The following is an 11,620-nucleotide window of genomic DNA, read 5'->3' as shown; positions in this document are numbered from 1 at the left end:
AACCCCATGACCGTCACCGCCGTCCTCGCCGGGCACTCGATCGTCGCCGGAGAGCCGCTGGTCGGCGCCGCCGGCACGGCCGTCGCCCACGACCCCGCCACCGACGAGGCGCTCGAGCCCGCCTACTCGCTCCTCTCCGTCGACCAGCTCGCGCACGCCACGGCCGCCGCGGAGGAGGCCTTCGCGTCCTTCTCCGCGCTGGCCCCCGAGCCGCACGCCCGCTTCCTCGAGCGCGTCGCCGCGAACCTCGAGGCCGCCGGGACCGCGATCGTCGCGCGGGCGATGCGGGAGACCGGCCTGCCCGAGGCCCGGCTGACGGGCGAGCTCGCCCGTACCACGGGGCAGCTACGCCTGTTCGCCGCCGTCGTGCGCCAGGGCGACCACCGCGGCGTCCGTGTCGACCCCGCCCTGCCCGACCGCACCCCGCTCCCCCGCGCGGACCTCCGCCAGCGGAAGGTCCCCGTCGGCCCCGTCGCCGTGTTCGGCGCCAGCAACTTCCCGCTCGCGTTCTCGGTGGCCGGCGGCGACACCGCCTCGGCGCTGGCCGCCGGCTGCCCCGTGGTCGTCAAGGCGCACGGCGCGCACCCGGGCACCGGCGAGCTGGTGGGCCGCGCCGTGGCCGACGCCGTCGCTGCCGAGGGCCTGCACCCCGGCGTCTTCTCCGTCGTCTACGGCCCCGGCGCGCGCGTCGGGCAGGCGCTGGTGGGCGACCCCGTGATCCAGGCGGTCGGGTTCACCGGCTCCCGCTCCGGCGGGCTCGCGCTGGTGGCCGCGGCCGCCGCCCGCCGCGTGCCGATCCCGGTGTTCGCGGAGATGAGCTCGGTCAACCCGGTGATCGTGCTGCCGGGCGCCCTGGACCCGGACGACGGGGGCGACGCCGACGCGCTCGCCGCGGCGTACCTGGCGTCGGTGACCGGGTCGTCCGGCCAGCTGTGCACCGCCCCGGGGATCGTGCTCGTGCCGCGCTCGGCGCACGGCGACGCGTTCGTCGACGCCGTCCGCCGCACCGCCGAGGCCACCACCGGGCAGACCATGCTCACCGCCGGCATCGCCCGGGCGTGGCACGACGGCGTGGACGCCCTCGCCGCGCAGGACGGCGTCGCCCTCGCCGGCACCGGGACGCCCGGCGCCGCGCGCAACGCGCCCGCGCCGTCGGTCTTCGTCGCCGACGTCGCCACCTTCCTCGCCAACCCGGTGCTGGAGGAGGAGATCTTCGGCGCCGCCTCGCTCGTGGTGCGCTACGCCGACGACGACGAGCTCCTCGCCGCCGTGGGCCGCCTCGAGGGGCAGCTCACCGCCACGCTGCACCTCAGGGAGTCCGACCGCGCCACGGCCGCCCGCCTGCTGCCCGCGCTGGAGCGCAAGGCCGGCCGCATCCTGGCCAACGGCTGGCCGACCGGCGTCGAGGTGGGCCACGCGATGGTGCACGGCGGCCCCTTCCCCGCGACGTCGGACGGGCGCACGACGTCCGTCGGGACGCTGGCGATCGAGCGGTTCCTGCGGCCCGTCGCCTACCAGGACCTGCCCGAGTTCCTGCTGCCCGAGCCGGTGCGGCCGGACAACCCGTGGCACCTCACCCGGCGCGTGGACGGCGTGCTCCGGCCCGCGGCCGGCGCGGAGGGTGCCCGGTGAGCGCCCCGACCGTCGCCCGCGTGCGGGTCGTGCCCGTCGCGGGGCACGACTCCATGCTGCTCAACCTCTCCGGCGCGCACGCGCCGTTCTTCACCCGCAACGTCGTGCTCGTCGAGGACTCCGAGGGCCGCACCGGGCTCGGCGAGGTGCCGGGCGGGGAGAAGATCCGCGCGACGGTCGAGGAGGCCGCGGCCCTCGTCGTCGGGCAGCCCGTCGCGCGGTTCCGGTCCGTGCTGCGGGGCGTCGCGGCCCGGTTCGCCGGCCGGGACGCGGGCGGGCGCGGCAACCAGACGTTCGACCTGCGCACCACCGTGCACGCCGTGACCGGGCTCGAGTCCGCGCTGCTCGACCTGCACGGGCAGGCCCTCGGCGTCCCGGTGGCTGAGCTGCTCGGCGAGGGGCAGCAGCGCGACGCCGTCCCGATGCTCGGCTACCTGTTCTACGTCGGCGACCCGGACGCCACCGACCTGCCCTACCTGCGCGAGCCCGACGGCCCGGACGCCTGGTCCCGGCTGCGCCGCGAGGCCGCCATGGCCCCCGACGCCGTCGTCCGCCTCGCCGAGGCCGCGCGGGAGCGGTACGGCTTCCGCGACTTCAAGCTCAAGGGCGGCGTGCAGGCCGGCGACGCCGAGGTCGACGCCGTCGTCGCGCTCAAGGAACGCTTCCCCGACGCCCGGATCACGCTCGACCCGAACGGCGGCTGGCTCCTGGACGACGCCGTCCGGCTCGGACGACGGATGCGGGGCGTCGTCGCCTACGCCGAGGACCCGTGCGGCGCCGAAGGGCGGTTCTCCGGCCGCGAGGTGATGGCCGAGTTCCGCCGCGCCACCGGGCTGCCGACGGCGACCAACATGATCGCCACCGACTGGCGCGAGCTCGGGCACGCGATCCGGTCGGACGCCGTCGACATCCCGCTCGCCGACCCGCACTTCTGGACGATGGCGGGCTCCGTGCGCGTCGCGCAGCTGTGCCACGAGCTCGGCCTCACCTGGGGCTCGCACTCCAACAACCACTTCGACGTCTCGCTCGCCATGTTCACGCACGTGGGCGCCGCCGCCCCCGGCGAGATCACCGCGCTCGACACGCACTGGATCTGGCAGGACGGCCAGGGGCTCACCCGCCGCCCGCTCGAGATCTCGGGCGGCGAGATCCGGGTGCCGACCGCGCCGGGCCTCGGCGTCGAGCTCGACCCCGACCGCCTCGCCGAGGCGCACGCGCTGTACCTCGAGCACGGGCTGGGCTCGCGGGACGACGCCGTCGCGATGCGGTACCTCGTGCCGGGCTGGGAGTTCGACCCGAAGCGACCCTGCCTCGTGCGGTGAGGTCCCGGCGTCACGGTTCCGGGTGCGGCGCCCCGTCGTCCGCCCGGAACCGGCCGAGCTCCGCCCGGGCGAAGGCCACGCGCTCGGTCTCGCGCCCCTGGGCCGCGCCCAGCGCGTCCGCGAGGTCCTTGGCCGCCTCCAGGCGGTGCCCCCGGCGGCGACGGTCGCGGAGGCCGCCGCCGCGACGGTACGCGCGCCGCTGCTTCCAGGCGCCCGCGAGCGCGTCGGCCTCCTCCGGGGTGAGGGTGCCGTCCTCGACCTCGGGCGCCATCAGGTCCCGCATGGCCGCCCGCTCCGGGCCGACCGTCACGTGGAAGACGACCAGCACGACCGCGATCGCGACGACGACCTGCACCGCCAGGATCACCGGGATGAGCGGGCCCCCGCCCGCCAGCGCCGCCGTGCTGTCCCACGCCCAGTGCAGCGCCATCGCGACGAGGCAGAACAGCAGCCCGCGCCCGACGCGCCGACGCTGCGCGACCGTGCCCACGAGGTAGACCACCCCGGCGCCGAAGATCGCGGAGTACAGGATGTGCGACGTGAACCCGGTGGCGAGGCGCAGCACCACGGTGTTCAGGCTGGAGCCGACCGGGTCGACCCCGAACCCCTCCGGCGCGGAGTTCAGCGCGTACAGGATGTCCTCGAGGATCTCGAAGCCGAGGCCCACGAACGCGCCGACGACGAAGCCGTCGAACGCGGTGCGCAGCACGCGCGGCGCGATGAACAGGAGCAGCAGGACCCCGGCGCCCTTGCCCCACTCCTCCATGAGCGGCGCCGCGAGGCCCGCCCCCCAGTCCACGGCGAACGCCGGGCCGCCCAGCTTGGCGTAGAGGCTCAGGAGGGCCGCGTTCCCGTGCAGCGCGATCGCCCAGGTGGCGGCGAACCCGCCCCAGAGGAAGGCGGCGACCCGCAGGTCCAGCGGCTGGCGGGAGTACCGGTCGATGTGGGTGGTGAACCACCAGAACAGCACCGCGTACGCGGCGAAGATCGCCGCCGAGATGCTCAGCGGCTCGCCGTAGGCGGGACCCTGGCTGCGCACCTGGGAGACGGCGAACCAGAGGCCGTACGCGATCACGGCCACGAACACCCACAGGCACGCGTTGCGCGGCTGGACCCACGAGACGCGCCGGCCCCAGCCGACCTCGTCGACGACCTGGGCCCGCCGGTCGAGCAGCTCCGTGCGGGTCATGACGCCTCCACCGAGGTGACGGGACGGATCGAGCGGATCATGCCCACGACGTCGGACTCGAGCTCCGCGTCGTCGGTCTCGTGGGGACCGGTGAGGACCACCTCCACGCCGGTGCCGTCGAAGACGTACGCCGCGACGAGCCCCGTCCCGCCGGTGAACGTGAACCGGCCGGCGACCCCTCGCTCGCCCTGGGCGGTCCGGAACGTCTCCACCTGGCCCATGTCGATGGTGGCGCCGTCGCTCAGCCGCTCGTTGTTCTTCTGCAGCTGCGCCATCAGCTCGGCGGGCGTCCCGTCGAACGTGTCGGAGACGACGGAGAACGTGAAGCCGTCCTTCGACACCTGGGCCGTGTTCGGGAAGCCGCCGGACTCCGGGGGCTCGGACGCGAGCACGCCCGAGTCGATGCTCCACCCGGCGGCGGGGTCGAACTCGACGCCGTCGACCCGGATGACGTCGCCCGCCTTCGCGGGGTCGTCCACCGGGACGCTCCGGTCGAGGGCCGGCAGCCCCCACATCGCCACCGCGACCAGCACGACCACGATCGCCGCGGGCAGCAGCGTCACGCGGTCCATCCCCAGCCAGCGGCGCTCCACCGGCACCCAGTCCGGCGGCACGCTCTGCTGCTCCGGCGCGACTCCCGCTCCCATGGCCCTCCCCCGGACGCGACGGGCGCACGCGTCGGCGTCGCCCGGCAGCGCGGAGATCGCGCGGCTGTACGGAAGATCGCACGACCCGGGAGGATGCGCGCGGCGAGGACGCACTTCGCCCCGGTTCGTCCGTCGAGGCGGGGGCGCGGCACGCGGCGCCGGGAGCAGCGGTATCAGACGGTCCGTGCGGCCGTCGTTCCATGCAGGGGCCGGTTCTCCCGACCCGACGCACCACCGAGGAGACGCCCGATGTCCGCCATCGACGCATCCGTCACCGCCCCGACGGCGGCTGCCCCGACCTCCGCCGCACCCGTCCCGGCTCCCGCCCCTGCCGTGGCCGAGCCGCCGGTGGTCACGGGCGCCACCGGGCACGCCACCGTGTCACCGCGGCTACGCACCTACGCGTACGTCGTCGCGCTCGTCGTCGGCGCGCTCGCCACTGCCGCGTCCACCATCACCGCCGCCGTGGCGCCCGGGTCCGCGCAGACCGTGACCGCCGTCGGCGGCGCCGTCGCGGGCCTGTTCGCCACCATCTCCGGTGGCCTCGGCACCGCCTACCGCCCGACGTCGTCGCGCGGCACGTCCTGACCGCCGGGCCCCGGGCACGGCCGCGCCACGCGCCACGACCCCCCTGCGTCGTGCCGCCCGTCGCGTCGATCAGGCCGCGGACGCCCTCCTCAGCCGTCGTCGCACTCGGGGCACTGCGCGGAGAGCTCCTCCAGCGCGTCCTCGTGCCCCCGGCACGGGAGGTGCCACCCGGTGTTGGCGATGATCGTGTGGCTGACGGATCTACTGGAGGCCGACTCCGCGCCCGACTCCGCGCCCGACTCCGCATGGACCACCGCCGCCGCGATCCCCTGACCGCACACCAGGCACCTGGTCGACGCCACGTACTTCACCGTGGCCATGCCCCCACCGTGGCTCCGAGCCACGATGCACGCATCCCGGTCGGCCTGACCACACCTGCCCACCGGGTGGCGGCCCCGCATCGCGTCCTCCGGTTGCCCGCGGCCGCGGTCTGAGCTTAAGTTAATCGCGATTCACGCTGGGGTGGATCGGAGACCACATCACGAGGGCTCGGACGGCGCCGCGGGACAGGGGGGCGAGACAGGCGGCGTCGACGATCCGCGGACGAAGGGGTTCGACGTGGGCGAGATCAGCAGACGGAGTCTTCTCAGGGCAGGCGGGACGATCGGGGCGCTCGGTGCGCTCGCCGGTGCGGCCCCCGCGCACGCATGGACGTGGTCGTCGTCCGGGTCGGTCGCCGGCACGGGCACCGGCCGCGACCCGCGCGAGGTGTGGGACGACCTGGCCGACCCGGTGCTCGCGAACCTGCTCGACACGGGCGGGGTGCCCGCGGTGAACGCGGCGCTCGCCTCCTGGACCACCAACGGCCAGGCGATCCCGGCCGGGCTTCCCGCCGACGTCGAGGCGCTCGTCACGCGGGCGCGCGAGCTGCCCTCGTGGGTCGACCACTCGCGGCTCGACAAGGCGTTCACCTTCACGACGAAGCGGGGCCTCTACCTCGGTGTGCTGTACGGGATGAACAGCGGCATGATGAGCGCCGCGATCCCGCGCGAGGCCCGGGCCGTCTGGTACTCGAAGGGCGGCGCCGACCTCACCGACCGCATCGCCAAGACCGCGAAGCTCGGCTACGACATCGGCGCCCACCACGCCTACCGGCCCGACGGGAAGATGATCGTCACCTGCGTGAAGACCCGCCTGGTCCACGCGGCGGTGCGCCACCTGCTGCCGCAGTCGCCGCACTGGTCCGCCGTCGCCGACGAGCGGGTGCCGATCAGCCAGTTCGACGTCATGGTCACCTGGCACAGCCTCGCCTCCTCCGTCTGGCAGAAGCTCGTGGAGTGGAGGGTGCCGATCTCCTCGGCGGAGGCCGACGCCTACCTGCACCTGTGGCAGGTGACGGGCCACATGCTCGGCGTGCTCGACGAGTACATCCCGTCGAGCTGGGACGAGGCGCTGGCGCAGCGCGAGCAGGTGCTCGTCCCGCTGCTCGCCAGGACCGACGAGGGGGTGCTCATCGCCGACAAGCTCGTCAAGCTGGGCGAGAACCTCGACTTCACGCTGGTCACCAAGCCCGCCTTCGAGGCCGTCACCCGGTACATGCTCGGCGACAGGGTGACCGACATGCTCGAGCTGCCCCGCCGGCCCGTGCTCGACGCGACGATCTCGGCGGCCTGGATCCCGTTCGTGCGCGCCCGCGAGCTGGGGCTCCTCGTCCCCGGCTCGCCGGCCGTCTACTGGCTGTTCGACGAGCTCCTGCGCAAGGTCGCGCTGCTCTACCTCGAGCCCACGAAGCCGATCGACATCGACATCCCGACCATCAACAACCCGGACTACGACTAGCGGGTCACGACCCCGACCCTTCCCCCGACTCCGGCGGCAGGTCCGCGGTCACGGCGCCGTCGCGCCGTCCGTGCCGTTCGTACCCGGAGGACGCGTCCGCTCGTGGACGTCGTCGAGGTGCGCGCGCAGCTCGGGCAGCCCGTGCACGACGAAGCCGCAGTCTGCCGCCAGCAGACGCAGCGCGAGCCACGCGACCGTGTCCGGGGCGCTGCGCCACCGCGTGCCGTCGCCGTCGGCGGCGAGCGTGCCGTCGCCGAGGTGGTCGGCCAGGCGCTCCCGGGCGACGGCGAGGGGCAGGCGCAGCGTGACGTCCGCCCGCACCGTGGGCGCCATCGCCGCTTCGGCCCGCTCCAGGTGCGCGGGGACGTCGGCGGCGCGCAGCTCGTGACGCGACGGCGCCCCGGTGGCCCGCGGGTCGCTGACCCGGTCGGCACGGAAGGTCCGCCAGTCGTCGCGGTCGAGGTCGAACGCCACGAGGTACCAGCGCCGTCGGACGACGACGAGCTGCTGCGGCTCGACGTGCCGTGGCCCGCGACCGCCGCCCCGGGCCTCGTAGGTGAGCCGGACCCGCTCGCGGTTCGCCGCCGCACCGGCCAGCACGGTGAGGACGTCGGGATCCACGGCTCCCCCGGCCGGCCGCTCCCAGGTCATCGCGCTCGCGCCGAGCGTCCGGACGCGGTGCCGGAGCCGGGACGGCAAGGACCGGCTCAGCTTGGTGAGCGCGCGGACCCCCGCGTCCTCGAGGCCCGGGAGGCCGTGCACGGCGACGGTGCGCAGGCCGAGCGCGACGGCCACGGCCTCGTCGTCCTCCAGGAGCAGGGGCGGCATGGAGGTGCCGGCCACCAGGCGGTACCCGCCGTGGGCGCCGAGCGTGGCCTCGACGGGGTAGCCCAGCTCGCGCAGGCGGTCGACGTCGCGGCGCACGGTGCGCGGGGTGACGTCGAGCCGCTGCGCCAGCTCGCTGCCCGACCACACGCGGGCGGTCTGGAGCAGCGACAGCAGGGCGAGCACGCGCGAGGTGGGTCCCGTCATGGCGACATCCTCTCGCCGATCGCGGACAGGAACAGTCCTCTTTCGTGCCTAGCGTGGGGCTATCAGCTGCACGCACCACGACGGGAGAGCACCATGACCGCACGTCAGAGCACCGCCCCGGACGGCTACACGACCGTGGCCCCGTGGGTCGTCACGGACGACACCGGCGCCTTCCTCGACTTCGTCACGGAGGTGTTCGACGGCGAGGAGATCGCCCGCGTCGCCACCGAGGACGGCTCGATCGGCCACGGCGAGACCCGCGTGGGCGACACCGTCCTGCTCGGGTTCGACCGTCGCCCCGAGTGGCCCGCCATGCCCAGCCTGCTGCGCGTCTTCGTGCCCGACGCCGACGCAACCTTCGCGAAGGCCGTCGCGGCGGGCGCGCAGGTCGTGACGGACCTCTCCGACAGCGCCTTCGGTCAGCGCGGCGGACGCGTCAAGGACCCGTTCGGCAACGTCTGGTGGGTCGTGAGCCACGTCGAGGACGTGCCCGAGGAGCTCGTGTGGCAGCGCCTGCAGCAGCCCGAGTTCGCCGACCAGATGCGCGTCGCGCAGGAGACCCTCGACGCCGAGCTGAGCGGTCGGACGCACGGCCGCAGCAGCGCGCCCGTGCGCTGAGCACCGCGGGACGACGAAGGCCCGGAACCGCGAGGTTCCGGGCCTTCCGTGCTGAGCCGCCTATCAGAATCGAACTGATGACCTATTCATTACGAGTGAATCGCTCTACCGACTGAGCTAAGGCGGCGTGCCGTGCACCGGTGCGGGACCGGATCAACGGGCGCGCCTACAGTACCCGACGCGCGGGGCCGTCTCCAAAACCGCAGGCTCCGGGCCGCGCCGCTTCCGCGCGACAGGCCGTGCTGACCTCCGCATACTCGTGCCCATGCAGCCCACGACGACGCAGAGCACGGTCATCACCACGGGCCGAGGGTGGTGGTGGAAGACGCTCGTCCTCGGCATCCTGCTGTGGGCCGTCACCGCCGTGGTGACGTTCAGCACCCAGAACTCGAACCTCATCCCGACGGTGATCCTGCTGGGCAGCTTCCTCGTGCCGTTCAGCGTGGTGCTGTTCGTCGTGGAGAAGGCGCACGGCTCGATCGACATCATGCTGCTGCTGGGGGCGTTCTTCTTCGGCGGCATCTTCGGCGTGCTGGGCGCGTCGATCCTGGAGTCGCACCTGTCGCCGTCGCTGTGGATCTACGTGGGCGTGGGCGCGATCGAGGAGGCCGTGAAGATCGCCGTGTTCCTCGTGGTGGGCGCGCGGGTCGCCGAGAAGACGGGGCTCAAGGGCGCTCTCCTCGGCGCGACGGTCGGCGCCGGGTTCGCGGCCTTCGAGTCCGCGGGCTACGCGTTCAACGCGAGCCTCACCCGCCTGGGCCAGATCGACCTCAACGCCCTGCTGCAGACGGAGGCGGTGCGCGGCCTGCTCACGCCGGTCGGGCACGTGCTGTGGACGGCGATCCTCGGCGCGGCGATCTTCGGCGCGGCGTCGGCGGCCGGGAGGTACCGCTTCACGGGCGGCGTCGTGCTCGCCTACCTCGCGGTGGTCGCGCTGCACGCCCTGTGGGACTCGATGGGCTTCATCTCCGCCTACCTCGCGCTCAAGGTCACGGGCGGCGTGCACTACGAGCTCGCCTACGGCCAGCTGCTGCCGGTCGCGTCCGACAACGCCTCGACGTGGTCGACCGTGTTCTACGTCCTCGGACTCGTCGTCATCTCCGTGCTGGGCGTGCTCGCCCTGCGGCACTGGGCGCGCGCGAAGCGCCCGGCCGAGGTGTCGGTCTGAGCCCGAGCCGTCAGCAGGTGGTGCCGTCCGCCGGCACGTCCCCGTCCACGAGGTAGGACTCGACGGCGTCGGCCACGCAGCCCCGCGACGGCTGGTAGGCGGTGTGGCCCTCGCCCTGGTAGGTGAGCAGCACGCCGGAGTCGAGGGTGCTCGCCAGCCCCTCGGCCCACACGTACGGCGTGGCCGGGTCGTTGGTCGTGCCGACGACGACGATGGGCGGCGCGCCCTTCGCCTCCAGGTCGAACTCCTGCTCCACCTGGGGGTACTCCGCCCCCGCACAGGTCAGCCCGCCGTAGCCGAAGAACGAGCCCATCGTCGGCGCGTCCTTCTCGATGGCTGCGGCGTCGGCCCGCATCTGGTCGACGTCGGTCGTGGCCCGGTCGTCCAGGCAGTTCACGCCGCGCAGGGCCTCCTCCGAGTTGGACGAGTAGCTGCCGTCCGCGTTCCGGTCGAAGTACTGGTCGGACAGGTAGAGCAGCACGTCGCCGGTGCCCTCGTTGATGGCCTCGTCCAGGCCCTGGGTGAGGGCGGGCCAGCTGCCCTGGTTGTAGAGGGTGACGGCGATGCCGTAGAAGGCGAGGCTCTGCGTGACCGTGCGCCCCGAGCTGGACGTGGGGTACGGCCGCTCGAAGGCGTGGTCCAGCACCTGCCCGATCTGCCGCATGCCGTCGTCGACCGAGCCGGTGAGCGGGCAGTCCGCGCCCGCCTGGCAGTCCTGCACGTAGGCCCGCAGCGCGTTCTCGAAGCCGACCGCCTGCCCGTGGGAGATCTCCTCCGAGCTCAGCGTGGTGTCGATCGCGCCGTCCAGCACGAGACGGCCGGCGCGGTCCGGGAACAGCCCCGCGTAGGTCGCGCCGAGCTGGGTGCCGTAGGAGAAGCCGAGGTAGTTCAGGGCGTCGTCGCCGAGCACCGCGCGCAGCATGTCCATGTCGCGCGCCGCGCTCTGCGTGTCCACGTGGCCGAGGACCTCGCCCGAGTTCTCGGCGCATGCCGCGTTCCACGCCTCGTACTCCTCCTGCATCGCCTGGAGGCCGGCGTCGGTGCTGCGGTCGAAGTCCTTGGCCAGCGACTCGTCCTTGCGGGCGTCGTCGAAGCACGTGAGCGGGGTGGAGCGCTGCACGCCGCGCGGGTCGAACCCGACGATGTCGAACGCGTCCTGCAGCCGCTTGCCGAACGTCGCGCCACCGCCCTGCGCGTCGCCGCGCACGAAGTCGACGCCCGACGCACCCGGCCCGCCGGGGTTCACCAGCAGCGAGCCCTCCGGGTCCTTGCCGTCCGCAGGGTTGCGCACCAGGGACAGCTCGATGCTGCCCGCGTCCGCGTCCTGCCAGGACAGCGGCGCCGACGCCGTCGCGCACTGCAGGCCGTCCTCGCAGTCCTCCCACTCGAGCGACTGCCCGTAGTACTGCTCGAAGCCCTCGGGGGCCTGCGACGCGGCGGGCCCGGAGGCCGGGCCCACCGGCGACTGCTCCTTGGCGGGCGACGTGCACCCGGCGAGCAGCACGGCCGCGGCGACGACGGCGGCGGCGCCGCGCAGGCCCGAGCGTCGGAGGCTCGAGCGACGAAGACTCGCGCGGAGGGAGGTCGTGCGGCGGGCGGTCGGGCGGCGCTCGTCGGAAATCACCCGCCCAACCTACCGTCGCCG

At 74.2% G+C, this 11,620-nt stretch carries 11 protein-coding genes and 1 tRNA gene; 6 read left to right on the top strand and 6 right to left on the bottom strand.

Features of this window, described 5'->3' with window-relative positions:
- Window positions 1-6 precede the first annotated feature (6 nt).
- Together ACFQ80_RS13410 and ACFQ80_RS13405 are read left to right on the top strand one after the other, a co-directional pair.
- Window positions 7-1,632, top strand: a complete 1,626-nt coding sequence (locus ACFQ80_RS13410) for an aldehyde dehydrogenase (NADP(+)) (protein WP_430563994.1) — start codon at window positions 7-9, stop codon at window positions 1,630-1,632.
- A 53-nt stretch (window positions 1,633-1,685) separates the two neighbouring features.
- A complete protein-coding gene (locus tag ACFQ80_RS13405; protein ID WP_430564010.1) occupies window positions 1,686-2,954 on the top strand; it encodes an enolase C-terminal domain-like protein in 1,269 nt (422 codons plus the stop codon).
- 10 nt (window positions 2,955-2,964) lie between these two features.
- Here ACFQ80_RS13405 and ACFQ80_RS13400 read toward each other — a convergent pair whose 3' ends face one another.
- Both ACFQ80_RS13400 and ACFQ80_RS13395 read right to left on the bottom strand, forming a co-directional pair.
- Entirely contained in the window at window positions 2,965-4,143 is a 1,179-nt protein-coding gene (locus ACFQ80_RS13400; protein WP_430563993.1) for a PrsW family intramembrane metalloprotease, read from the bottom strand.
- Window positions 4,140-4,790, bottom strand: coding sequence for a hypothetical protein (locus ACFQ80_RS13395; protein WP_430563992.1), 651 nt, complete (start codon window positions 4,788-4,790; stop codon window positions 4,140-4,142). The genes ACFQ80_RS13400 and ACFQ80_RS13395 overlap by 4 nt, the downstream gene beginning before the upstream one ends.
- Before the next feature lie 249 nt (window positions 4,791-5,039).
- Here ACFQ80_RS13395 and ACFQ80_RS13390 point away from each other — a divergent pair, with 249 nt between their 5' ends.
- Entirely contained in the window at window positions 5,040-5,378 is a 339-nt protein-coding gene (locus ACFQ80_RS13390; RefSeq protein ID WP_430552426.1) for a hypothetical protein, read from the top strand.
- Between the two features lie 89 nt (window positions 5,379-5,467).
- On the opposite strand, the gene ACFQ80_RS13385 is transcribed toward ACFQ80_RS13390, so the two are convergent.
- Window positions 5,468-5,698, bottom strand: a complete 231-nt coding sequence (locus ACFQ80_RS13385; protein WP_430563991.1) for a hypothetical protein — start codon at window positions 5,696-5,698, stop codon at window positions 5,468-5,470.
- A 238-nt stretch (window positions 5,699-5,936) separates the two neighbouring features.
- On the opposite strand from ACFQ80_RS13385, the gene ACFQ80_RS13380 reads away from it, so the two are divergent.
- Window positions 5,937-7,157, top strand: coding sequence for an oxygenase MpaB family protein (locus ACFQ80_RS13380; protein WP_430563990.1), 1,221 nt, complete (start codon window positions 5,937-5,939; stop codon window positions 7,155-7,157).
- 48 nt (window positions 7,158-7,205) lie between these two features.
- Here ACFQ80_RS13380 and ACFQ80_RS13375 read toward each other — a convergent pair whose 3' ends face one another.
- Window positions 7,206-8,189: a helix-turn-helix transcriptional regulator gene (locus ACFQ80_RS13375; protein WP_430563989.1), complete on the bottom strand. Its 984-nt coding sequence runs from the start codon at window positions 8,187-8,189 to the stop codon at window positions 7,206-7,208.
- Between the two features lie 93 nt (window positions 8,190-8,282).
- Between ACFQ80_RS13375 and ACFQ80_RS13370 the strand changes: the two genes are divergently transcribed.
- Window positions 8,283-8,807: a VOC family protein gene (locus tag ACFQ80_RS13370; protein WP_430563988.1), complete on the top strand. Its 525-nt coding sequence runs from the start codon at window positions 8,283-8,285 to the stop codon at window positions 8,805-8,807.
- Window positions 8,808-8,861: 54 nt separating this feature from the next.
- Here the strand turns inward: ACFQ80_RS13370 and ACFQ80_RS13365 are convergent.
- Window positions 8,862-8,934 (bottom strand) — tRNA-Thr (locus ACFQ80_RS13365).
- Between the two features lie 138 nt (window positions 8,935-9,072).
- Here ACFQ80_RS13365 and ACFQ80_RS13360 point away from each other — a divergent pair.
- Window positions 9,073-9,975 carry a PrsW family glutamic-type intramembrane protease gene (locus ACFQ80_RS13360; RefSeq protein ID WP_430552421.1) on the top strand — a complete coding sequence of 301 codons (903 nt, stop codon included), beginning with the start codon at window positions 9,073-9,075 and terminating at the stop codon, window positions 9,973-9,975.
- 10 nt (window positions 9,976-9,985) lie between these two features.
- Here ACFQ80_RS13360 and ACFQ80_RS13355 read toward each other — a convergent pair whose 3' ends face one another.
- Window positions 9,986-11,599, bottom strand: a complete 1,614-nt coding sequence (locus ACFQ80_RS13355; RefSeq protein WP_430563987.1) for an alpha/beta hydrolase — start codon at window positions 11,597-11,599, stop codon at window positions 9,986-9,988.
- Window positions 11,600-11,620: the final 21 nt, after the last annotated feature.

This window comes from Isoptericola sp. NPDC056578 (genome assembly GCF_042793275.1).
GTDB lineage: Bacteria > Actinomycetota > Actinomycetes > Actinomycetales > Cellulomonadaceae > Isoptericola.
Note: the sequence above shows the minus strand (reverse complement) of the source record. Positions and strands in the feature narration are given on the sequence as shown.

Bases quoted from the DNA above. Each gene is read 5' to 3' on its own strand.
- ACFQ80_RS13390 (WP_430552426.1), top strand. From the start codon at position 5,040: ATGTCCGCCATCGACGCATCCGTCACCGCCCCGACGGCGGCTGCCCCG.
- ACFQ80_RS13370 (WP_430563988.1), top strand. From the start codon at position 8,283: ATGACCGCACGTCAGAGCACCGCCCCGGACGGCTACACGACCGTGGCC.
- ACFQ80_RS13360 (WP_430552421.1), top strand. From the start codon at position 9,073: ATGCAGCCCACGACGACGCAGAGCACGGTCATCACCACGGGCCGAGGG.
- ACFQ80_RS13405 (WP_430564010.1), top strand. From the start codon at position 1,686: ATGCTGCTCAACCTCTCCGGCGCGCACGCGCCGTTCTTCACCCGCAAC.
- ACFQ80_RS13400 (WP_430563993.1), bottom strand. From the start codon at position 4,143: ATGACCCGCACGGAGCTGCTCGACCGGCGGGCCCAGGTCGTCGACGAG.
- ACFQ80_RS13395 (WP_430563992.1), bottom strand. From the start codon at position 4,790: ATGGGAGCGGGAGTCGCGCCGGAGCAGCAGAGCGTGCCGCCGGACTGG.
- ACFQ80_RS13410 (WP_430563994.1), top strand. From the start codon at position 7: ATGACCGTCACCGCCGTCCTCGCCGGGCACTCGATCGTCGCCGGAGAG.
- ACFQ80_RS13375 (WP_430563989.1), bottom strand. From the start codon at position 8,189: ATGACGGGACCCACCTCGCGCGTGCTCGCCCTGCTGTCGCTGCTCCAG.
- ACFQ80_RS13385 (WP_430563991.1), bottom strand. From the start codon at position 5,698: ATGGCCACGGTGAAGTACGTGGCGTCGACCAGGTGCCTGGTGTGCGGT.